The organism is Rhodoferax sp. GW822-FHT04A08, from assembly GCF_058801025.1.
In genome coordinates, this window is record NZ_JBXAMW010000004.1 from 155,441 (window position 1) to 178,159 (window position 22,719).

A 22,719-nucleotide genomic window follows, 5' to 3' on the forward strand; every position below is an offset into this window, starting at 1 on the left:
TCCAGGCGGTGCGCCAGGGCAACTGTTCAATCAGTGCGCGTTGCGCTTGGTCTCGAACACCCGCTGCAGCACACAGAACACGAACAGGAGCGCACCGATCACAATGCGCGTCCACCAGGAGCTGAGCGACCCATCGAACATGATGAGCGATTGGATGATGCCCAGCGTGAGCACACCAAACAGCGTGCCCACCACATACCCCACACCACCGCTGAGCAACGTGCCGCCAATGACCACCGCGGCGATGGCATCCAGCTCCAGCCCCACGGCGTGCAAGCCGTAGCCTGACAGCATGTAGAAGGTGAACACCACGCCCCCCAGTGCTGAGCAAAAGCCGCTCAGGGTATAGACCAGCACCGTGGTGCGCGCCACAGGCAAGCCCATCAGCATGGCCGAATGTTCGCTGCCACCGATGGCATACACGGTGCGGCCAAACTCGGTGGAATGCGCTACAAAGAACGCTGCAGCAACCACCAGCAAAGCCAATATGGCACTGAGTGACACCGCAGCGCCATCGGCCCAGAGTGGCACGCGCATCTGCGCCAAGGCCGTGTAGGTTTCGTCGGTGATGCTGATGGAGTCGATGCTGATCAAGTAGCACAATCCGCGTGCCAGGAACATGCCGGCCAGGGTAACGATAAAGGCCTGCAGCCGGAAGCGCTGGATCAGCCATCCCATGAACGCGCCCAGGGCCGTGCCCATCAACAGCACCAGGGGAATGGCCAACCACAGGCTCCAATGCTGCTTTTCCACCAGCTCGGCCAGCACCATGGTGCTGAGTGCCACCACCGAGCCTACCGAGAGGTCGATGCCACCCGTCAGGATGACAAACGTCATGCCCACGGCCACGATGACCAGAAAGGCGTTGTCAATCAGCAGGTTCAAGAAGGCCTGTACGGAAAAGAAGCCGGTGTAGGACACCGAGCCGAACACGGCCATGGCCACAAACAGCGAGACCGTTGCCGCCAGCGGCATGTATTTGGGTTCCAGCTTCATGCCTTGCCCCCTTTGCCCATTGCCACTGCGGCCTGCGGACGCACGACCCAGCCATGCACTGCCCGACGGAACTCGGCCGACTGCAGCAGCATCACGACAAACACCACCGCGGCCTTCACCACCAGGTTGATTTCGGGCGGGACGCCTATGGAATAGATGGTGGACGTCAGCGTCTGGATGATGAGAGCACCTATCAGGCTGCCCGCTAGGCTGAAGCGCCCACCGGTGAGCAAGGTGCCGCCCAGCGTGACCGCCAGGATCGCGTCGAGTTCCATCAAATTGCCAGCGTTGTTGCCATCCGCGCTCTTCACATTGGAGCTGATGATGATGCCGGCAATGCCAGCCGTCAGTCCGCAGAACGCATAGACGCAAATGCTGATCAGGCGCTCACGCACGCCAGCCAGGCGTGCCGCCGCAGGGTTGATGCCTATGGCCTGGATGAACAGCCCCAGCGCCGTTCGCGTAACCACCAGATGCACCAGAAGATAGACAGCCGCCGCGATGAACAGCGCAAACGGCAAACCCCAGAGAAAGCCGTTGCCAAAGTAGAAGAAGGGTGTGTAGTACACGGTCACGATCTGGCCACCGGTTACCAATTGCGCGATGCCGCGCCCGGCCACCATCAGGATCAGCGTGGCAATGATGGGCTGCAGCCCAATCTTGGCCACCAGCAGACCATTCCACAGGCCGCAGGCCAGCGACGCCAGCAGCGCGCACCCGATCGCCAAGGGCATGGGGAAGCGACTGACCCGCATTGGCACGCCGTTCTCTATGACCAGCGTTCCGCCAATCATCAATGCCGCCACCGAGGCGCTGATGGCCACCACCGCACCCACCGAAATATCAATGCCGCGGGTGGCAATCACCAGCGTCATCCCCAGGGCCACCAACATCAGAGGTGCTGCGCGGTTGAGGATGTCGATAACGCTGCCGTACAAGTGCCCATCACGCCACTGCAAGACCCAGAAACCCGGGTTCAGGCTGGCGTTGACCACCAGAATCATCGCCAGCGTCACCACCGGCCACAACAAGGGATGCGTACGCAGGCGGGTAACCAAGCCTGCTTGGGAAGCTGTCACGCTCATGCCTGCCCCGCAATCATGGCGTAAACCGCATGGTCGGCGCTGCCAGCGGGAAGCTCACCCACCTTGGCTCGGTCACGCATCACCACGATGCGGTCCGAGACCCGCACCACTTCTTCCATCTCGGAGGAGATGAAGAGCACCGCCATGCCTTGCCGTGCCAGGGACAAAATTTCGTTCATGATTTCCTGTTTCGCTGCGATGTCTACGCCGCGTGTGGGTTCGTCCAGAATCAGCAGGCAGGGCTGGGTCGCCAGCCAGCGCGCAAGTACGGCCTTTTGCTGATTGCCGCCCGAGAGCTGCCCCATGGGGGTCTCGATGCTGGCGGTTTTGATACCCAGCGCCGCCACATATTTTTCGGCCAGTGCCGTCTGCTGTGCCATGGAGATGAAAGGCCACAAACCCTGGCGCGCCTGCAAGGCCAACGCGACGTTTTCGCGCACCGACAGCTCGGCAATGATGCCTTCGGCCTTGCGGTCTTCTGGGCACAGGCCCAGCCCCAGACGAATGGCATGCGCGGGCGAATCCATGTGCACGCTTTCGCCCTGCAGCACCATGGTTCCCGCATCGCTGCGATCCAGCCCGAACAGCAAACGGGCCAGTTCGGTTCGACCAGAGCCCAGCAAGCCACCCAGCCCCACCACTTCGCCACGGTGCAGCGTCAGGTCCAGCGGCTTGACCTGACCTCGGCGCCCCAGGCCGGTGACCTTCAGCAACTCGGGAGCCTGTGTCGCCGCCTCGGACAGTGCGCTGGAAGCTGGCGTCAGACCGGCGACCATGTCGCGCCCGACCATGGCTGATATCAGTGCACTGTGCCCCAGCTCCGCAGCCGGATACTCACCCACCAGTTCGCCATTGCGCAGCACGGTGATGCGGTCACACAACGCATAGACCTGGTCCAGAAAATGGGTCACAAACAGAATGGCCAGACCTTGGTCGCGCAGTTGGCGCAGCACCGCAAAAAGGCGCTCCACCTCTTCATCGTCCAGACTGGAGGTTGGCTCGTCCAGTATCAGCACCTTGGCTGAAATGCTTAGCCCGCGCGCAATGGCCACCATCTGCTGCACGGCCACCGAGTAGCTGCCCAGCGTCTGGGTGACATCGATATCCAGGTTCAGGCGGGCCAGCAGTTCCGACGCCTCGCGGTGCATGCGCTGCCAGTCAATCGCCCAGGCCTTGACGGCACCATGGCGCGGATAACGCCCTGCATAGATGTTCTCGGCCACCGAAAGATTGGTGCAGAGGTTGACCTCCTGGTACACCGTGCTGATGCCGAGGTTCTGGGCCTGTACCGGTGAAGTCGCATGGATGCTGCGCCCTTCCAGCCGCATGTCGCCCTGGTCTGCACGGTGCACGCCGGTCAGCACCTTGATCAGGGTGGACTTGCCAGCCCCGTTCTGCCCCATCAGCGCATGCACTTCGCCGGCAAACAGTCGCAAATTCACGCCGCTCAATGCCTGCGTTCCGCCAAAGTGTTTGGCCACACCGGAGAGCTCCAGTACCGGAGCAGTCTGTGGTTTGTTGGTCATTGTCCTTGCGCCTCAAACAGGACAAGCCACACCGTGGCCTGTCCTCTGAACCATCCCCGCTAACACCGGGGATGTAGATGATTGACTGAGCCCTGAGGCTGGATCAGTACTTGCGGTTGGGGAACTCTTTGGCCGCCACTTCCATCGGAAAGATGCCTTCTTGCGTCACGATGCGACGGGGCAGGGTCTTGCCGGCCACCAAATCCTTGACGGCAGACATCAGCTGCGGTCCAAGCAGCGGGCTGCATTCCACGGTGACGTCAAGCTTGCCTGCCATCATGGCTTCGAAAGCACCCTTGACCGCATCCACCGAGATGATGGTGATGTCCTTGGAAGGCTTCAGACCGGCTTCTTCGATCGCCTGGATGGCACCAATGGCCATGTCGTCGTTGTGTGCATACAGCACATTGATCTTCTTGCCCTCAGCTTTCAGGAAGGCTTCCATGACTTCCTTGCCCTTGGCGCGGGTGAAGTCGCCAGTCTGCGAACGGATGATCTTGATGCGGGGGTTGGCCTTGATGATCTCTTCAAAACCTTTCTTGCGGTCAATCGCAGGACCGGAACCCACGGTGCCCTGCAATTCCACAACGTTTACGTCGCCCGTGGTGTTCTTGACCTTTTCCAGCAGCCAACGGCCCGCCTTGCGGCCTTCTTCGGTGAAGTCAGAACCCATGAAGGTCACGTACAGCGAGGTGTCCTTGGAGTCCACCGAGCGGTCGGTCAGGATCACAGGGATCTTCGCGGCCTTGATTTCCTTGAGAACCGTATCCCAGCCGGACTCCACCACGGGGGCAAAGGCGATCACATCCACTTTCTGCGCAATGAAGGAGCGCAGCGCCTTGATCTGGTTCTCCTGCTTTTGCTGCGCATCGGAGAACTTGAGGTCAATGCCTTCCTTCGCTGCGGTGTCCTTGATGGAGGCCGTGTTGGCGCTGCGCCACTCGCTTTCGGCTCCGATCTGGCTGAAACCCAATACGATTTTCTTTTCGGCAAATGCGCTCAATGGCAGGCTGGCTGCGAAAGGCGCAATGGCCAGCGAGGCAATCAGGGTACGGCGGTTCTGTTTCATCGATGTCTCCTAGAGTTTGTGTAATGGAACGGGTACAAGCCATGTAGGAGAGCCGCCCGTATCCAGCACCCCCGTCTCAACCACTGCAAGGCGATGTCAAGCACCGCTTTACCCTACAGAAGTGGGCGGATGATACGAAGGCGACCTATATCTATCCAATAGAGATTTGCAGTCTTGCTATTGCCAAAGAGACATTGGGGAATGTTCTCTGTTCAAAAAGAAAAATAACAAGTGTTGTTAAAAAATTTCAAGCTAAATCCTTGTTATTTTTGTCAATTTGACATTGCAAATCAGGCATTGAAAGTATCAATTATTTGATTTTCCTTTATCAATCACCGTTGCTAGCATGCAAGGCGCTCTTGCTGCTTCACCAACCAGTCCTTCGACCATGCCCGAAACTACCGCTCCTTCCATCCATTGGCTGCACCACGCCGGCCAGCACCTGGGATTGGTTCCCGATCTGGCAGGCGGCGTAGCGGCATGGCAATTGGAACGGCCTGAAGGAGCACTCCATCTCTGGCGGCCCTGGGATGGGCGAAATCTGGATCGCTACTCTCTGGCCTCATTTCCGATGGTGCCGTGGTCCAACCGCATCAGCGAGGGCGGCTTCACGCAGGATGGTGTCTTTCATCCGGTAGCGCTCAACCGCGTCGGCGAGCCCTATCCCATCCACGGAGACGGTTGGCTGCAAACCTGGAACCTGGAGCAGCCTGCAGATGACACTGTGGAAATGACCTTGTCTTCCGAGCAGTTCGCGGGCAATCCGTATGCCTACCACGCGTTGCAACGCTTCGTGTTGCGTGATGACGGTATGGACCAAACCCTGAGCGTGACCCATACCGGCAAGCAACCCTTGCCGTATGGTCTGGGGCAGCACCCCTGGTTCCTGCGTACGCCCCAAACACGTCTGCATGCCAACGTACAAGGTGTGTGGCTCAGCGGCGCCGACCCGATGCCGGTCGCCCACAGCAGCACCTTCCCGCCCAGTTGGGACCCCCGCGCAGGACTGGACGTCAACGGCACGCTGGTGGACAACGCCTATACCGGCTGGTCCGGCAGCGCGCGCATTGAATGGCCGGAAAACCGTGTGCAGCTGGAGATGCGCATCCCGGCAGTTGCCGATAGCGGCCGAAACGATGGCTTTTGCCTGCTCTACCGACCACCTCAGGGACCGGCCTTCTGCTTTGAACCGGTGACACAGCCGATTGATGCTTTCCATGTGGAGGGGCGCCCCGGTCTGCAGGTACTGCAAACCGGCCAGACGCTGACATTGCACGTGGAATGGCGTTTTTCCGACCTGGAATAAGGTTTAGCGCGCGTTCAGGCCATCAAAGCAGGTGGACATCACCAAGTCGATGATCTGTTCATCACTGTACTGGCCGCCCATCTTCAGGAACTCCAGCACCGGATCGCAAGCCCGGGCATATACGGTGTACAGAATCGCAATGGCCGGTATCCCCCGGTTGAGCGTGCCCTGATCCTGCGCCGCCTCGATCCAGCCGCCCAGAACGTCGCTCGCTTCCATCAGGCCATCCATATAGTCTGCATTGCCCATCAGGGTGGCGCGCAGCTTGGAGTTCTGGCTGGGAAGCGAAGGCATTTCACCGGCAAGCTTGACTTCCATGATCCAGCGCACCACGGCCCGCAGGTTTTCCAGAGGAGGTGCCTGCTCAGGCAATGTGGCGATAAAGGCTTGCGCCCGTCGCATCACGCTGACCATGGCGGCCGCAGCCAAGTCTTCCTTGCTGGGGAAATGCTTGTACAGGCTCGCCTTGGCAATGCCGACTGACGCGGCCACTTCGTCCACCGTCATGGCCTCAAAACCCTTTTCAGCCAGCAGCAGATTGACGGTGCGGATGATGGCGTCTTCCCGTGCCTGGAGCATCTGCTCCTTGAAGGAGACTTTGACAACGTTGCGGGAGTTCATGGCCGCAGTTTAGCCAGCAACGTCACTTTGTGGATCGTGGGGTTATTTTGTGACTGACGGGTTTTGACGGTTTGCCCAAGGACGCCCGCGCGCCAGCCTCCAAGGCCTTGGTCAATCGGTCTATCACGTCCGAGCTCAGGTTCCAGCAATGCCAGTACAGACTCACGGGCAAACTGAATGCCGGAACCAGGTTCACCAACTCGCCACTGTCAATGCGGCTTTGCACCAGCATTTGCGGCACTACGCTGGCGCCCCAGCCCGACAACACCGCGTGCACCTGGCCTTCGGTGCTGGGTACAAAGCGCTGGCTCAACGCCACCCGCCGCAGCCCCAATGCGCCACCGACAAACTCGGCCTGCAAATCGTCCTTGCGGTTGAATGCAATGAAGGGAATCTGGCGGAAGTTATGCGGCGTGAGCCCATGCGGGCATTGCGCCTGCGCGTACTCCCGGTTGGCCACCGCTACATAGTGCATGTCGCCCAGGGCCATCACTTTGCAACCGCGCAGCGCCTGCTTGAGTGTGGTGACGCAGCCCAATACCTGGCCTTCACGCAACCACTCGTGGGTGAAATCCTGGTCATCGGTAATGATTTCCAACGGAAGTCCGTCATGAACCAGGTGGCTCAGCGCGGGCAATGCCCAGGTAGCGATGCTGTCGGCGTTGACGGCAATCGAGATGCGATCTTCTTCGCGCTGGGCGTTGGCGCCGGGTGTCAGCTCGTGCAGATCATTTTCCAGATCGGCGCGCAGCAGGCGCAGCTGGACCGCATGCTTGATCAGCAACCGCCCCGCGGTGGTGGGGCGCAAGGGCCGACTGCGCACCAGCAGCACGGTGCCGACCTGGGCCTCCAATGAGCGCAGACGTTGGGACACGGCCGACTGGGTGATGGACAGGCGCACCGCGGCACGCTCAAAACCGCCCTCCTCCACGATGGCCGCAAGGCACTCCAAGGCATCTGCATCAAAAGTTCGCATGGCTTCTATTATTAACGCCGCTAATGATTTCGGAAAATATGGCAGTTTGACTTCCGTCATTTGGCGCCATCAACGACACTGCGCGCATGAAAATTACTGTACTTGGCGCGGGCATCATGGGCGTGAGCACCGCATGGCATCTGGCGGAGCGAGGGCATGAGGTCACCGTAGTGGACCGCCAGCCCGACGCGGCCCTGGAAACCAGCTTTGCTAACGCAGCCCAGATTTCCGTGAGTTACTGTGAACCCTGGGCCAATAAGGAAGCCCCGCTCAAGGCCCTCAAATGGATGTTCAGCAAGGAAGCGCCCTTGCTGTTCAGGCCGCAGTTCCCCATTGGCAAGGGCTGGCACCAATACCGCTGGGGACTGGAATTCCTGGCCAATTGCAATGACGCCGCCTTCGAGCGCAATGTGCAGCAGCTGGTCGCACTGGGCTCCTACAGCCACACCGCGCTCAAGGACGTGGTGAATGCCACCGGCATTGAATACAACCGGCTGGAGAAAGGCATTGCCCACTTCTACGTGGACCAGAAATCCTTCGACTCCGCCGCAGGTGCGGCCGCGTTGATGGCCAAGTACGGCGTGCAGCGACGCGTGGTCAGCCGCGACGAACTGCTGCGGATCGAACCGGCCTTCAAGCTCTATGCCGACCATATCGTGGGCGGCACCTATACCCCCAGTGACGAGAGCGGCGACGCACGCGAATTCACCCAGCAGCTGGCCCAGCGTTGTGCCGAGCGCGGCGTCCAGTTCCTGTGGGAACACGACGTGCTGTCGCTCAACAAGCAGGGCGACTCTATGGATTCCGTGAGCGTGCAGGACCGCCGTAGCGGTAAGACCAGCGCACTGCGCAGCGACCACTTCGTTCTGTCCATGGGTTCGTACACGGCGCCGTTGCTGCGCACCGTGGGCATCAACCTGCCCATCTACCCGGGCAAGGGCTACAGCGCCACCTTCAAGATCCTCAAACCGGAACTGGCGCCGCAAGTCAGCTTTATCGACGACTCGGTGAAGTGCGCCATGAGCCGCCTGGGCGACTACCTGCGCATTGCCGGCACCATCGAAGTGGGTGGCTACGACACCGGCCTGGACAGCAGCCTGTCGCGCGCACGCTGCGAGATGCTGGCGCGCCGTGTAGAAGCCATCTTCCCCGGCGTGTGCGATACCCGCCTGGACACCGAAGGCGGCAACCCGCAATTCTGGACCGGTCTGCGCCCAGCCACGCCCACCAACATTCCCTACATCGGCAAGAGCAAGGTGCAAAAGCTCTGGGTCAATGCCGGACACGGCACCCTGGGTTGGACCCACGGGGCTGGCTCAGGCAAGGCCGTGGCAGAACTCATCAGCGGCGCCAAGCCGGACATGAACTTCAAGTTCTACGGCTACTGAGCCGCGTGCGCCTGCTCCAGGCAGGCCTGGAATGCGCGCGTGGCCCGGGACGGTTGGGGCGACCTGCGCACGATGCCGAAGAAGTCGCATTCGTAATGAAACAGCGCGGGCTTGACCGCACGCATCTGCCCGGCAACCACAAAGCTTTGCGCATAGTGAATCGGTAGAAAGCCCAGAAAGCGGCCCGACAGAATCAGCGTGGCGATCGACTCCTGGTCAAAGCCGGTCGCACTGCGCACCATGCGCTGCGACTGGCTGATTTCCATATTGGGTGAGTGATAGCCCAACCCGGCGAAGGCGTGCTGGCGCAGGCTGTCCCAGTCCAGATCGTCTGCATCCCCGGCAAACAGGGCGTGCCCCGCGCCGCAGTACAGCAACATGGCTTCGTCAAACAGGCGGGTGTACTCCAGGGTGTCTGAACTGCGGTGGCCCGGGATGACGCCGACCTGGAATTGCCCGTCCAGCACCCCCCGCTCGATACCGTTGAGCGTGGCCACATGCAAGTTGAGTTTTACGTCGGGCGCCAGATCGGTGAAAAGGGCAATGGCCTGCGCGATGTGGCTGGCTGGGTTGCTGGCGGTCTTGTCAAACACCGCCACATGGAGTTGCCCACCCATGCGTTGGTGGATCTCGTCCACGCTGCTGCGAAAGGCGTCGGTGGCCGACAGCAACTGGGTGGTCTGCGCATAGATCTGCTCACCTTCTGCAGTCAACGCAAAGCCAGCCCGGCCACGGCGGCACAGGGTCAGGCCCAGGCGGGTTTCCAGGTCCTTGATGTGGCGGCTCACCGTGGAGGTGCCGATATTGAGCTCCAGCTCCGCCGCGGCCATACCGCCACAATCCACCACGGTGCGGAACACGCGCAGCAGGCGCAAGTCCATGTCGCTGATCTGACCCAGGGCGGCACGACTCTTTTGTTTCATAAAGTGCTAACTGAATAGTGATAACTCTCACTATATCGAAGTATCCAACGCACGCAAAATCGCGCTTTCCCCCTCTGGAGCCTGCCATGAAACTCAACGAAAACTCCGCTACCGAACCCGTCCTCAGCACCACACCCTATCCGGCAGGCCCAGGCTTTCTGGAAGCCCACTGGATGCCCTACACCGGCAACCGCAACTTCAAGGCCAATCCGCGCATGATGGTCAGCGCCAAGGGCGCCTACTACACCGACGTCAACGGCCGCAAGATCTTTGATGGCCTCTCCGGCCTGTGGTGCAGCGGTCTGGGCCATGGCCGTACCGACATTGCCGAGGCCATTGGCCGTCAGGCCGCCACGCTGGACTATTCGCCCGCCTTCCAGTTCGGCCACCCTCTGTCATTCGAGCTGGCCAACAAGATCACCGAACTCATGCCCAAGGGACTGGACCACGTGTTCTTCACCGGCTCCGGCTCCGAGTCTGCCGACACGGCGCTCAAGATGGCCCGCGCCTACTGGCGTGCCAAGGGCCAGGGTACCAAGACCCGCCTGATCGGCCGCGAAAAGGGCTACCACGGCGTAAACTTCGGCGGCATCTCGGTGGGCGGCATTGGTGCCAACCGCAAGATGTTCGGCCAGGGCGTGGAAGCCGACCACCTGCCCCACACCCAGTTGGCCAGCAACGTGTTCTCGCGCGGCATGCCCAAGAACGGCGCCGAACTCGCTGACGAACTGCTGCGCCTGATCGCATTGCACGATGCCAGCAACATCGCGGCCGTCATCGTCGAACCCATGTCGGGCTCCGGCGGCGTGGTGGTGCCTCCAGTGGGCTACCTGCAGCGCCTGCGCGAGATCTGCACGCAGAACAACATCCTGCTGATTTTTGATGAAGTCATCACCGGCTTTGGCCGCATGGGCGCCTACACCGGCTCTGCCGCCTTCGGCGTGACGCCCGACATCCTGAACGCCGCCAAGCAAATCACCAACGGTGCCCAGCCCCTGGGCGTGGTGGTGGCCGGCAAGGAAATCTACGACACCTTCATGGCTGCCGGCGGTCCGGACTACATGCTGGAGTTTGCACATGGCTACACCTACTCCGCACACCCGGTCGCCTGCGCTGCCGGCATCGCGGCGCTGGACGTGCTGGTCAAGGAAAACATGATCGAGCGCGTGACCAAGCTGGCGCCCTACTTCGAGAATGCAGTGCACAGCCTCAAGGGCGCCAAGCACGTAGCCGACATCCGCAACTGCGGTCTGGCCGCCGGCCTGACGATTGCCGCCGTGCCCGGTGAACCGGCCAAGCGCCCCTACGAGATTGCCATGAAGTGCCTGGAAAAGGGCTTCTACGTACGTTACGGCGGCGACACCATCCAGCTCGCTCCACCCTTCATCACCACCGAAGCCGAGATCGACAGCCTGATCAACGCCCTGGGCGAAGCCATCAACGCCACTGCCTGAGTCTTTTTGCGATAACTATTTCCTTTATGTCTACTCTCCCCATCGTTGGTCACCTCATCGGCGGCAAGTCCGTCACCTCGGGCACACGTGCCCAGGACGTTTTCAATCCCGCCACCGGCAAGGCCGAGAAGCGCGTGCTGCTGGCTCCCAAGGCCACGGTCGAAGAAGCCATTGCCAGCGCGCAAGCAGCCTTCCCGGCCTGGCGCAACACACCTCCGCTCAAGCGCGCCCGCGTGATGAGCAACCTCAAGGTGCTGCTGGAGCAGCACGCCGACGAGTTGTGCCAGCTCATCACCGCCGAACACGGCAAGGTGCTCAGCGACGCATTGGGCGAGCTGCAGCGCGGCATCGAGAACGTGGAATACGCCTCCTACGCCCCCGAGCTGCTCAAGGGCGAGCACAGCAAGAACGTGGGCCCGGCTATCGACTCTTGGAGCGAGTTCCAGGCACTGGGTGTCACGGCCGGCATCACGCCATTCAACTTCCCGGCCATGGTGCCGCTGTGGATGTGGCCCATGGCCGTGGCCTGCGGCAACACCTTTGTGCTCAAGCCCTCCGAGCGTGACCCCAGCTCCACCCTGCGTGTGGCGGAACTGGCACTGCAGGCGGGCCTGCCACCCGGCGTGCTCAACGTGGTCAACGGTGACAAGGAAGCAGTGGACACGCTGCTGACCGATCCGCGCGTCAAGGCGGTGAGCTTTGTCGGTTCTACGCCGATTGCCGAATACATCTATGCCGAAGGCTGCAAGCACGGCAAGCGCGTGCAAGCCCTGGGTGGTGCCAAGAACCACGCCGTGGTGATGCCCGACGCCGATGTGCCCAATGCCGTCAACGCACTGATGGGGGCCGCCTTTGGCTCCTGCGGCGAGCGCTGCATGGCCATCCCGTTGGTGGTGGCGGTGGGCGACGGTACCGCAGAAGCGGTGATTGCCGGCCTGAAGGCCGAGATGGCCAAGATGACCGTGGGCTCCGGCTTTGATGCCAAGAGCGACATGGGACCGCTGGTGACCAAGCCCCACTTCGAGAAGGTCAAGGGCTATGTGGACCAGGGTGTGGCGGAAGGTGCCACCCTGCTGGTGGATGGTCGCGGCGTCAAGGTGGCTGGTCACGAAGAAGGTTACTTCCTGGGCCCCTGCCTGTTTGACAACGTCAAGCCCGGCATGAAGATCTACCAGGAAGAAATTTTCGGACCGGTGCTGGGCGTGGTGCGCGTGAAGACCCTGCAGGAAGCCATGGACCTGATCGACGCGCACGAGTACGGCAACGGCACCTGCATCTTCACCCGCGATGGCGAAGCCGCTCGCTACTTCACCGACAACATCCTGGTGGGCATGGTCGGCGTGAACGTGCCGCTACCCGTACCCGTGGCCTACCACTCGTTTGGCGGCTGGAAGCGCAGCCTGTTTGGTGACCTGCATGCCTACGGCCCCGATGCCGTGCGCTTCTACACCAAGCGCAAGACCATCACGCAGCGCTGGCCCTCGGCCGGTGTGCGCGAGGGCACGGTGTTCGCGTTCCCCAGCAGCCGTTAATTCGCTTACTGGTTCGCCACTTCCTTCACATCGATCACAAAGTACTCCGTCTCGCCAAAGCAGTTGGTGGGTACACCGATGTGTTGTTCATAGGTGAGCGCCACGCGCTTGCCCATGGTGGCGTTGAGGCGCTGTGCCACGGCGTCGTCACGCACCGAGAACAGAAACTTCTCGGGCGTGCTGCCGGGCACGGCTACCAACTGCAGCTCGCCTTCCCAGGTCTTGCAGACAAAGCCCTTGTTGGAGAGTTTTTGTAGATAGCCGGCGCGCTCGCCCACGGCGTAGCTCCACTTCAATACGACAAAGGTGTAGATCGCAACCAGCAGCGCTGCGCCCGCCAGCACACCCAGCAAATATCCCAAGACCCGTTTTACCGTCACCGCCATTGCGTTACTCCTGAATTCCTGACCCCAGGGAAAACTTTCCCCGCTGCCGGGGATTATGAACGGCCCCTGTGACGGCCCTGAAACCCATGCAAGGGATAATCCCTCCCCTATGGCATTGATTACCCTTCTTGACGCCCAGCTGGCATTCGGGCACGTTCCCCTGCTCGACCACGCTGACTTCTCCCTCGAAACCGCGGAGCGTGTCGGCCTGATCGGCCGCAATGGTGCGGGCAAATCCAGCATGCTCAAGATTCTGGGCGGTCTGGAAAAGCCCGACGACGGAACCCTGCAGGTGCAGGGCAACACCCGCATCGCCTACGTGGCACAGGAGCCGCAACTGGACGCGGACGCAACCGTGTTCGAAGCCGTGCGTGCTGGCCTGTCCCGCGTGATCGAACTGATCGAGGAGTACTGCCAAGGCCACGGCGATCTGGACGCCATGCAGGGCGAGATCGAATCGCTGGACGGCTGGAACTGGGAACAGCGGGTGAACGAAACACTGCACCGCCTGCACCTGGACCCCGAAGCCATCGTCAGCACCTTGTCCGGCGGAACCAAGAAGCGCGTGGCACTGGCGCAAGCGCTGGTGGCACAACCCGACGTGCTGCTGCTGGACGAACCCACCAACCACCTGGACCTGGACTCCATCGAATGGCTGGAAGGCCTGCTGGTGGACTTCAAGGGCAGCATCATCACCATCACCCACGACCGCTCCTTTCTGGACAACGTGGCTACGCGCATTGTGGAGCTGGACCGTGGCAAGCTGCTGTCCTACCCCGGCAATTTTGCCGCCTACCTGGTGCAGAAAGAAGAGCAACTGGCACAGGAGGCAGTGATCAACGCACGCGCCGACAAGCTGCTGGCACAAGAGGAAGTGTGGATCCGCAAGGGTGTGGAGGCACGCCGCACACGTGCCACGGCACGCATCGTGCGCCTGCAGGAACTGCGCTCCAAGCGCGAGGCCCGGCGCGAGGCCGTGGGCAGCGTCAACATGGACATCGCCTCCGGTGCCGCCAGCGGCAAGCTGGTTTCCGAGATGGTGCATGTGACCAAGACATTTGGCGACCGCGTGATCGTGCGCGACTTCTCCACCACCGTACTGCGTGGCGACAAGATCGGCCTGCTGGGTCCCAATGGCGCGGGCAAGACCACACTGCTCAAGCTCATTCTGGGCGAGCTCAAGCCCGATCCAGCCCCAGCCAACGCCCCCGCGCCCGAACCCGGCCACAGTCCCTGGGGCACGGTGCGCCTGGGTGCCAACGTCACCGTGGCCTACTTTGACCAGATGCGCAATGCGCTGGACCTGGATGCCACGCTGGAAGACTTCATCAGCCCGGGCAGCGAATGGATCGAGATCGGCAACCAGCGCAAGCACGTCAAGAGCTACCTGGGTGACTTCCTGTTCTCGCCCGCGCGCGCCAATTCGCCAGTGCGATCCCTGAGTGGTGGCGAACGCAACCGCCTGTTGCTAGCGCGCCTGTTTGCCCGCCCGGCCAATGTGCTGGTACTGGACGAGCCGACCAACGATCTGGACATCGATACCCTGGAGCTGCTGGAAGACCTGCTGCAAAGCTATGACGGCACCGTGTTCCTGGTCAGCCATGACCGCACTTTTCTCGACAACGTGGTCACCAGCACCATCGCCTACGAGGGCGATGCCAAGTGGCGCGAGTACGAAGGTGGTGTGTCGGACTGGCTGGTGCAAAGCAAGCGCGCCAACGAGATTGCACAGAGCAAGGGCCAGAAAGGCGCCTCGCCGTTCAACTACGGACGCGACCAGGCCGCCAAGCCCGCAGCAGCGGCAGTCTCCACACCACTGCCGACACCCGCACCCGCAGCACCAGCCGCCAAGGCGCGCAAGCTCAGCTTCAAGGAGCAGCGCGAGCTTGATAGCCTGCCCGCTCTGATCGCCGCGCTGGAAGCTGAACAGAAAGACATCACCGAACAGCTTGCCGACGGCAGCCTGTTTGCGCGCGACAACGCCCGTGCGCTGGCGCTGACCAGCCGCAGCGCGCAGATCGACGAAGAGCTCATGACCGCGCTGGAGCGCTGGGAAGCGCTGGGCGCCTGAAGCCTGCAAGCACGCTAGGGGATTGTTACCCCTGGCGCAATCCCGCGATCGCGGGGTGCGGCAACACCTGATGCAAAACTCGCTGCACTTGCCCGTATTTTGTTAGAGTGGGACAAACAAACGGAAGGTCGCGCAATGAGGAGGAGCTTTGCATGAACCGGCTATTGGTGCGCCCCAGTCTTGCCTTGCTGACCGTCGCGGCTACCTGTGTGCTGGTTGCCATAGTGGTGACCATGGTCGCACTGGCCCAGCCGTGGCTGGGGCTCCCATTGCAGACGGCGGGCGAGGGTGATGCCGCCACAGTCATACTGACTGCAGACGCTCCCACAGCCAATCCTCCAATTCCCAAAGACGCGCGCGTGCTGCAGCTGAGCGACGGCCTGCAGACCCTGGCGCTCAAGCCAACCGACCTGATCGAAGAGCCCGATTTTCTGGATACCTATCCCGAAATGGACGACTTCTTTGCACGGCAAAACCAGCTCGCCCGCATACTGCGCGCCGGCGAGGTCAGCGTCATCTGGCAAACCACCGAGGAACATCCGCAAGCCAGCATGATCCGGCCGCAGCACCGTCCTCTGGCTAGCCTGGGTACGCCGTACTGGTACCAGTTGGCGGTGGGATTTGCAGCCTTGCTGATTGCCACCTGGGTATATGTGCTGCGCCCAGGCCAGTGGGGCACGCAGCTCTTTCTGTTCACCGGCATGAGCTTTGTCTTGTTCACTGTCCCTGCTGCCTTGTACAGCAGCCGCGAGCTTGCACTGCCTGGTGTGCTGTTTCGTACGCTGTCCAGCATGAACCATTTGGGCGCAAATGCATTTGGGTGCGCGCTGGTCGGGCTATTCCTCATGTACCCACGACCCCTGGTGAAGCCGCGTACCCTGCTGTGGCTGCCGCTGGTTTTTGGCCTCTGGTTTGCGCTGGATGCCACACACAGCGCACCGGATCAGGACTGGGGTAGTCGCACACCCATCATGGCGCAAATGCTGTTGGCCATCGTCATGGGCGTGGTGCAGTGGCGTACCACGCGCGGCAAACCGGTGGAACGGGCTTCGCTGCTGTGGTTTGCGTTGTCCTCGCTGGTGAGCTGCAGCCTGGCCGTGTTGCTGGTGTACGTGCCCAGCTTCCTCGGATGGTTTGCGCCGCTGCCGCAGGCCTATGCCTTTGGTTTGTTTCTGGTGATGTACCTGGGCATTGCGCTGGGGCTGAGCAAGTACCGGCTGTTCGATCTGGGCGAGTGGGCTTATCGCGTGATTCTGTGGCTGGGTGGCATTGCGGCGGTGATGGCCATGGACGCCGCGCTGCTCACCATCGGGCTGGGGCCTTCCCTGTCCCTGGGCACCACGGTGCTGCTGGTGGGCGCCCTGTACTTCCCGTTTCGCCAGTGGCTGTTGCAGCGGCTATTGCGCCGGCACGGTGCACGACTGGACAGCCTGCTGCCGGAAATCACCCGCATCACTTTTCTGGCCGGCGCGCCCGAACAGCAGGCGGCCTGGAGCGCGCTGCTGCAGCGCCTGTTCGACCCGCTCGAGTTGTCCGTTGCAGCACCAACAGATGCAACACTGCCCAAGGTGGCACATGTGGAGCAGGACGGGCTGGTGCTGCAAGTAGGTGGGCTGGCCAATCTGGCGCCCTGTACCCTGCGCTATGCCGGAGGCGGCGCACGCCTGTTCACCACGCGGGATGCGCAATGGGCCAGCGCACTGTGCGAACTGATGGCAGACATGCTGACCGGCCGCCTGAGCTATGAGGCCGGTGTGGCACAGGAGCGGCTGCGCATAGGGCGCGATCTGCATGACAACATCGGTGCACGCCTGCTGAAGATGATCCACCAACTGCGCGGCACACCCACCGCCGAAGTGGCACGCGAAGCCATGAAGGACTTGCGCACATCGATTGCCGCTTTGGACTCGCACCCGGTGGCACTTGCCGACGCGCTGGCGGACTGGCGTGCGGAGGCCAGCGAGCGTTGCGAGGCCGCGGGTTGCACCATGCAGTGGGAGCAGCAGACCGAGCTGACCGAAACACCGCTGTCCTCTCATACCAAGGCCACGCTGGAGGCCGTGGTACGCGAGCTGCTGACGAATGCACTCAAGCATGCTGCTCCCACCCAGGTGGCCGTTTCATTCGCATTGCAGGAGCAAAGGCTGCAGCTGCAGCTTACGCACGATGGTGCCGTCTCTGCACCCGATTCATGGAAAGACGGCTACGGCATGCGCAATCTGCGTGCCCGCCTGAAGGAGAAGGGTGGCTCGCTCTCGGCGGCCTTGCGGGACCAGACTCTGCTGTTTCAGGCAGAGCTGCCGGTGTCATGAAAAACGCCTTGGTGCTGGAAGACCTGCCCGAGTCGCAGGAGATGCTTTGCGAACTACTGCAGACCGCGTTTGCCGGTATCACGGTGCATGCCGAGGCCAGCGTTGCAGCCGCCCTGGAGTGTGTTTCGCGAAAACCGCTGGATTTGGCCTTGATCGATCTGGCCCTTCCCGATGGCAGTGGCGTAACCGTAATACAGGCACTGGCTGAGCGCTACCCGGACTGCATGATCGTGGTGGCCACCATCTACGAGGACGACGCGCATCTGTTTCCAGCCCTGCGCGCAGGCGCCCAGGGTTACCTGCTCAAAGACGAGACGCTGGAGCGGCTGGTGGCCCAGCTGCAAGGCATTGTGAAGGGGCAGCCGCCCTTGTCCCCCACCGTGGCGCGGCGTTTGCTCAAGCACTTTCGTGAGCCGGTTGCGACACTCGCACCAGTGGAAGACTCCACACAGCAAGCGGCACTGACGGCGCGTGAACGCGAGGTGTTGCAGGAGCTATCGCGCGGCGTCACGCTGGCCACCATTGCCGAAAACCTGGGTATCTCGCGCCACACCGTGGGCGATCACGTCAAGAACATTTACCGCAAGCTCAATATTTCCTCACGTGCCCAAGCGGCATTGCACGCGCACAACCTGGGCTTGATGTCTGGTAAGTAGCTGCCTTCAGGCAAACAGTTTGAAGCGTGATGCCAGTTTCTGCACGTCCCCCAGGCTGCGCGGTATCCGCGAGGCAGAACTGTCAGTTTGTGTTTCCTTGGCAAGCGACTTTTGCCGCTCCTGCTCATCGGCGTATTGGCGCATGGTGTTGACGGCAAAGGTTACAAAGGCCTGCGATGAGCTGTCCTGCGTAGCGGGCCTGGAGACCAGCACACCGTCCTTGTCCAGTGACAAGCTGCTAGGGGAATCGGCACTGCGCGCGACGGCTTGGCGATATTGCTCGCTTGCGCGTGCGGCATCTGCGTCGCTATCGGACGCAGCGTTGGCTTTGCTCCCATTGGAATACACCAGATCCGCAGGCACAGGGGCGGCAGGTGCAGTGTCACGGGTGGTCTGAATAGTCGCAATGACACCGGGCGCGTCCTGCGCAGCCGGCGTCGGGCGGACAGTGGTGTCCTTGGCCGGGCTGGCGGTCGCGGACTGGCTGCCGAAGTCGGGATAGATAAGGTTGTTTAGCTGGCCAATCTGCATGGCACGTCCCCAGTGGGTGAAGGTCTGGGACAAGTATGGAGACGGTGTCAATCCGTCAACGCAGAAATAAAGGGCAAATAGCGGGGCAATTCCGGCTATCTAGCCGCGGCGTTGATTCAACGGCCGAAAGCGCGCTTCAGGGTGGGCCACAACAGATTCACCGCCAGACCGCCCATGACCAGGGCTGCTGCCGTCAGTTTCCACAGCGGCAGCGACTCGCCCAGCCACCAGGTTGAAGCACCCATGCCAAACACCGGAACCAGCAGCGCCATCGGCGTGATGGTGGCAGCCGGATGACGTGCCAGCAACCAGCCCCATGCGGCATAGCCAAAGAGTGAATTGCCCCAGGACTGCCAGACCACGGCAAGCCAGGTTGCCAGGTCCGCGTCACGCAGCCCATGCAGGATGGCATCGCCCCCTTCAAACAGATACGACAGGACAAACAGCGGAGGTGCCGCAAACGCGCTGGACCACACCACGTAGGCCACCATGTTGTCCGGCTTACCCTCCTTGGCCGCAATGTTGCCGCCAGCCCAGGACAGGGCGGCGCCCAGCACCAGCAGCAAGCCCAGTACGGTGGTCGTGCCATCGGTATGCATGCCGATGGTGGCAATGCCCGCTGTGGCCAGTGCCAGCGCCAGCCACTGGAACGGCTGCACCCGTTCGGCCCGCATGCGCATGGAAAGGCCGATGGTAAAGAAGACCTGCGTCTGCACGACCAGTGAAGCGATGCCCGGGGAGATGTGGCCATTGATGGCCAGATACAACAGACCGAACTGGCCCACGCCGATCAATACGCCATACAGGGCCAGATTGCGCCACCCCACATTGGGCCGCGGCAGAAACAGCATTGCCGGGAACAGGGCAAGGGTGAAACGCAGCGCCGCAAACAGCAGGGGCGGCAAATGACCCAGGGCGAGTTTGATGACGACGAAGTTGGTGCCCCAAACAGCTACCACCGCCAGGGCAAGTAGAAAGTGGCGCAAAGGAAGAGCTGCTGGCATGTCCCTACTGTACCCGAGCGACTTCGTCCGGCTTGTCCATAACCCTGCTCGCATGACCGGTAACGCAAAGCCGCTCTGGCCTGACACAATCCCACCCAATCAGTATTTTTTTCAGGATGCAGCAGGAGGCCGGATCGCAGGCCTGCAACCGCCCAGAATGAACGGATCAAACGAACCACCCGCCGCGCACCGTGCATCCGACCCCATCAGGATGTTCATTGACACGCGCGGTGAAGCAGTCATCCGCTGGGTCATCTTCTTCATTGTGCTGGCCGTGGCCATCGTCAGCCTGTATATCTACCTGCTGCATGGGACCGTTGCCTATGTCACGTTGACCCTGTTCCTTCTGAACATACTGGTAGTGCTCTGGCTGCTGCGAAAGAAGAAGTTCCAGTGGGCGTTCTTCCTGTTCATTGCCGCATTGGTTGTTGTGGCCTTGCACCGCGGCTTTACCGTGTCGGGCTTTCAGACACCCGCCTTGCTGCTGCTGCCCATTGCCACCATGCTCAGTGGCTGGCTGCTGCGGCGCAGCCAGACCTTGGCATTGCTGGCCATCGTGACCGTCGGGCTTGTGGCGCTGGCCTGGATGCAGCAGACCGGCCAACTCCCTACGGCGCCACGCGAACCTGCGGTATGGGCGTTGACCTTTGGCATGGTCTGCGGCTTTGGTGCCGTATTGGGCATCGCCATGACCAGCAGCGTGCGGGAACAATATGCGCGCGCTGTCCAACTGAACCAAAGCCTGGTCGAACTCAACCGCGATCTGGACTCCAAGGTAGCACAACGGACACAGGATCTGCAGGACGCGCTGACCCGTCTGCAAAGCATGCAGGAAGAACTGATCCATTCCGAGAAGCTGGCATCGCTTGCAACCATGGTGGCAGGCATTGCCCATGAGCTCAACACACCCATTGGCAATTCGGTCACGATCCTGTCGACGCTGGACGATCACCTGCAGAACATCGGGCGAAAGGTTGACTCGGGCACCATCAAAAGATCACAACTTGTCAACGGCCTGCAGTCTGCTGCGGAAATGGCCCGGCTTGCCGACCGCTCGGTCAATCGCGCAGCCACCCTGATCACGAGCTTCAAGCAGGTTGCCATTGACCAGGTGTCAGAGCGCCGACGTCCCTTCGATTTGCGCGAAGTGGTGGAAGAGAATCTGGAGACCCTGCGCCCCGGCATCAAGCACAAACCCTGGGTTCTGACCAACGCCATCGAACCCGGTATCGCCTGCGACGGTTACCCCGGCCCCTTGGGACAGGTCATAACCAACCTGGTGCAGAACGCCATCATTCATGGCTTCGGGGAGCGCGAATACGGCAACGTCGAAATCAGTGCCCAAACGGAAAACGGGCAGTTGACGCTGACCGTGGCAGACGACGGTGTGGGCATGGACGCTGCGACCAGAAGCCGCATGTTCGAGCCCTTCTTCACCACCCGGCTCGGACAGGGCGGATCAGGCCTGGGGATGGCGATCTGTTTCCGTATCGTCAACAGCATTCTTGCGGGCGACATCCGGGCCGTCTCTTCGGCGGGAAGTGGCACCCAGGTGGTGCTGCGGTTCCCGCAGCGCACACCCGGGGCAATGTAGGCGCTGGCTGTGCCAGGTTAGATAACCGCAGCCTCCCTGAGTGCGGCGATCCTGGCGACATCGAACCCCATCTCCTGCAAGATGGACTGCGTGTGCTCGCCCAGAGCTGGCGGCGGATTGCGCAGCACCGGCGGGGTGCTACCCAGGCGCAGCGGACTGGCCACGCTGGCAATGGACGCCACACCGGTGCTGGCGCGTACGCTGTCCGAAGTGGTCTGCGTGACCTTGAGCCCACGGTGCAGTACCTGGGCATCGGCAAAAGCCTGGCCCATGTGGTTGATGGGACCGCAGGGCACGGCCTTGTCTTCCAGCGCGGCAATCCACTGCGCCGTGGTGCGTTGGCGCGTCGCCGTCAGCATCAACTCCACCAGCGCCACACGGTGGGTTACGCGGGTGGTGTTGGTGGCAAAGCGCGCATCCTGCGCCCATTCCGGATGGCCAGCCACTTCGCAGAAGCGGGCGAATTGCCCGTCATTGCCTATGGCCAGCAGCATGGCACCGTCCGCCGTTTCGAAGTCCTGGTAGGGCGCCAGACTGGGGTGGCTGTTGCCCTGGCGCATGGGCACCTTGCCGGTGTTGAGAAAGCCTGCGGCCTGATTCGCCAAGATGGCCATGCCCACGTCCAGCAAGGCCATGTCGATGTGCTGACCCTCGCCGGTGCGGTGCCGCACTTCCAGCGCCGCCAGGATGGCGCTGCACGCATAGACACCGGTGAATACGTCGATGATGGCCACGCCCACACGCATGGGCTCGCCTTCGGCCTTGCCGGTGATGCTCATCATGCCGGTCATGGCCTGGATCATCAGGTCATAGCCCGCGCGCTCGGCATAGGGACCGTCCTGACCGAAGCCGGTAACGGAGCAGTAGATGAGCTTGGGGTTGAGCTTCTTCAAACTCGCATAGTCCAGACCGTACTGGGTCAGGCCACCGACCTTGAAGTTCTCCACCACGATGTCGCTTTGCATCGCCAAAGAGCGGATCAACTCCTGCCCCTCGGGCTTGGACATGTCGATGGTGATGGAGCGCTTGTTGCGATTGCAGGCAGCAAAGTAGCTTGCCTGCTGGGTGTTGTTGCCGTCGGCATCCTGCAGAAAGGGCGGGCCCCAGTGGCGCGTGTCGTCGCCGACCTGGGGACGCTCGACCTTGATGACGTCGGCGCCCATGTCGGCCAACATCTGGGTGCACCAGGGACCGGCCAGCACACGGGAGAGGTCCAGCACTTTGATATGGGAAAGCGCCCCGGTAGTTTCAGTTGTCATGTTGTTTCCTGTGGCGCGCCGATACGTTGG

Annotated in this window: 19 protein-coding genes; 8 read left to right on the plus strand and 11 right to left on the minus strand. The window is 61.7% G+C overall.

The genetic code is table 11. The features are described from left to right. Positions 1 to 30 precede the first annotated feature (30 nt). From yjfF to AC1RMF_RS10370, 4 genes are all read right to left on the minus strand, one after another. Entirely contained in the window at positions 31 to 996 is a 966-nt protein-coding gene (yjfF, locus tag AC1RMF_RS10355) for a galactofuranose ABC transporter, permease protein YjfF (RefSeq protein WP_342619819.1), read from the minus strand. Continuing rightward, a complete protein-coding gene (locus AC1RMF_RS10360) occupies positions 993 to 2,000 on the minus strand; it encodes an ABC transporter permease (protein WP_493141572.1) in 1,008 nt (335 codons plus the stop codon). Before AC1RMF_RS10360 ends, yjfF begins: the two co-directional genes overlap by 4 nt. Positions 2,001 to 2,077: 77 nt before the next feature. Further along, complete coding sequence (locus AC1RMF_RS10365; protein ID WP_493141391.1) at positions 2,078 to 3,607, minus strand: sugar ABC transporter ATP-binding protein; 1,530 nt, start codon at positions 3,605 to 3,607, stop codon at positions 2,078 to 2,080. A 103-nt stretch (positions 3,608 to 3,710) separates the two neighbouring features. After that, positions 3,711 to 4,676, minus strand: coding sequence for an ABC transporter substrate-binding protein (locus AC1RMF_RS10370; protein WP_342619822.1), 966 nt, complete (start codon positions 4,674 to 4,676; stop codon positions 3,711 to 3,713). 388 nt (positions 4,677 to 5,064) lie between these two features. Here AC1RMF_RS10370 and AC1RMF_RS10375 point away from each other — a divergent pair, with 388 nt between their 5' ends. Continuing rightward, positions 5,065 to 5,982 carry an aldose 1-epimerase gene (locus AC1RMF_RS10375; protein ID WP_493141392.1) on the plus strand — a complete coding sequence of 306 codons (918 nt, stop codon included), beginning with the start codon at positions 5,065 to 5,067 and terminating at the stop codon, positions 5,980 to 5,982. 3 nt (positions 5,983 to 5,985) lie between these two features. Here AC1RMF_RS10375 and AC1RMF_RS10380 read toward each other — a convergent pair whose 3' ends face one another. Then, positions 5,986 to 6,603, minus strand: a complete 618-nt coding sequence (locus tag AC1RMF_RS10380) for a TetR/AcrR family transcriptional regulator (RefSeq protein WP_493141393.1) — start codon at positions 6,601 to 6,603, stop codon at positions 5,986 to 5,988. 22 nt (positions 6,604 to 6,625) lie between these two features. Beyond that, the gene (locus AC1RMF_RS10385; RefSeq protein ID WP_493141394.1) at positions 6,626 to 7,579 is read right to left on the minus strand and encodes a LysR family transcriptional regulator ArgP; all 954 of its coding nucleotides are present in this window, start codon (positions 7,577 to 7,579) and stop codon (positions 6,626 to 6,628) included. A gap of 86 nt (positions 7,580 to 7,665) precedes the next feature. On the opposite strand from AC1RMF_RS10385, the gene AC1RMF_RS10390 reads away from it, so the two are divergent. Beyond that, positions 7,666 to 8,967 carry a D-amino acid dehydrogenase gene (locus tag AC1RMF_RS10390; protein ID WP_342619826.1) on the plus strand — a complete coding sequence of 434 codons (1,302 nt, stop codon included), beginning with the start codon at positions 7,666 to 7,668 and terminating at the stop codon, positions 8,965 to 8,967. Here AC1RMF_RS10390 and AC1RMF_RS10395 read toward each other — a convergent pair. Further along, positions 8,961 to 9,890, minus strand: coding sequence for a LysR family transcriptional regulator (locus AC1RMF_RS10395; RefSeq protein ID WP_493141395.1), 930 nt, complete (start codon positions 9,888 to 9,890; stop codon positions 8,961 to 8,963). The two genes, AC1RMF_RS10390 and AC1RMF_RS10395, sit on opposite strands and share 7 nt — an antisense overlap. A gap of 173 nt (positions 9,891 to 10,063) precedes the next feature. Here AC1RMF_RS10395 and aptA point away from each other — a divergent pair, with 173 nt between their 5' ends. After that, positions 10,064 to 11,344: an omega-aminotransferase AptA gene (aptA, locus tag AC1RMF_RS10400; RefSeq protein WP_493141573.1), complete on the plus strand. Its 1,281-nt coding sequence runs from the start codon at positions 10,064 to 10,066 to the stop codon at positions 11,342 to 11,344. 26 nt (positions 11,345 to 11,370) lie between these two features. Continuing rightward, positions 11,371 to 12,876 carry a CoA-acylating methylmalonate-semialdehyde dehydrogenase gene (locus tag AC1RMF_RS10405; protein ID WP_342619828.1) on the plus strand — a complete coding sequence of 502 codons (1,506 nt, stop codon included), beginning with the start codon at positions 11,371 to 11,373 and terminating at the stop codon, positions 12,874 to 12,876. Between the two features lie 5 nt (positions 12,877 to 12,881). Here AC1RMF_RS10405 and AC1RMF_RS10410 read toward each other — a convergent pair whose 3' ends face one another. Continuing rightward, on the minus strand, positions 12,882 to 13,262 hold the full coding sequence (locus AC1RMF_RS10410; RefSeq protein ID WP_493141396.1) for a DUF8785 domain-containing protein: 381 nt from the start codon (positions 13,260 to 13,262) through the stop codon (positions 12,882 to 12,884). A gap of 109 nt (positions 13,263 to 13,371) precedes the next feature. On the opposite strand from AC1RMF_RS10410, the gene AC1RMF_RS10415 reads away from it, so the two are divergent. From AC1RMF_RS10415 to AC1RMF_RS10425, 3 genes are all read left to right on the plus strand, one after another. Further along, a complete protein-coding gene (locus AC1RMF_RS10415; RefSeq protein ID WP_493141397.1) occupies positions 13,372 to 15,333 on the plus strand; it encodes an ATP-binding cassette domain-containing protein in 1,962 nt (653 codons plus the stop codon). Between the two features lie 152 nt (positions 15,334 to 15,485). Next, positions 15,486 to 17,645 carry a sensor histidine kinase gene (locus AC1RMF_RS10420; RefSeq protein WP_493141398.1) on the plus strand — a complete coding sequence of 720 codons (2,160 nt, stop codon included), beginning with the start codon at positions 15,486 to 15,488 and terminating at the stop codon, positions 17,643 to 17,645. Next, a complete protein-coding gene (locus tag AC1RMF_RS10425) occupies positions 17,642 to 18,301 on the plus strand; it encodes a response regulator (protein ID WP_493141399.1) in 660 nt (219 codons plus the stop codon). Before AC1RMF_RS10420 ends, AC1RMF_RS10425 begins: the two co-directional genes overlap by 4 nt. Positions 18,302 to 18,307: 6 nt before the next feature. Here AC1RMF_RS10425 and AC1RMF_RS10430 read toward each other — a convergent pair whose 3' ends face one another. Both AC1RMF_RS10430 and AC1RMF_RS10435 read right to left on the minus strand, forming a co-directional pair. Further along, on the minus strand, positions 18,308 to 18,865 hold the full coding sequence (locus tag AC1RMF_RS10430; RefSeq protein ID WP_342619833.1) for a hypothetical protein: 558 nt from the start codon (positions 18,863 to 18,865) through the stop codon (positions 18,308 to 18,310). 83 nt (positions 18,866 to 18,948) lie between these two features. Next, on the minus strand, positions 18,949 to 19,836 hold the full coding sequence (locus AC1RMF_RS10435; protein ID WP_493141400.1) for an EamA family transporter: 888 nt from the start codon (positions 19,834 to 19,836) through the stop codon (positions 18,949 to 18,951). Positions 19,837 to 19,993: 157 nt separating this feature from the next. Between AC1RMF_RS10435 and AC1RMF_RS10440 the strand changes: the two genes are divergently transcribed. Then, a complete protein-coding gene (locus AC1RMF_RS10440; RefSeq protein WP_493141401.1) occupies positions 19,994 to 21,430 on the plus strand; it encodes an ATP-binding protein in 1,437 nt (478 codons plus the stop codon). Between the two features lie 17 nt (positions 21,431 to 21,447). Here AC1RMF_RS10440 and AC1RMF_RS10445 read toward each other — a convergent pair whose 3' ends face one another. Then, positions 21,448 to 22,689, minus strand: coding sequence for a CaiB/BaiF CoA transferase family protein (locus AC1RMF_RS10445; protein ID WP_493141402.1), 1,242 nt, complete (start codon positions 22,687 to 22,689; stop codon positions 21,448 to 21,450). Positions 22,690 to 22,719: the final 30 nt, after the last annotated feature.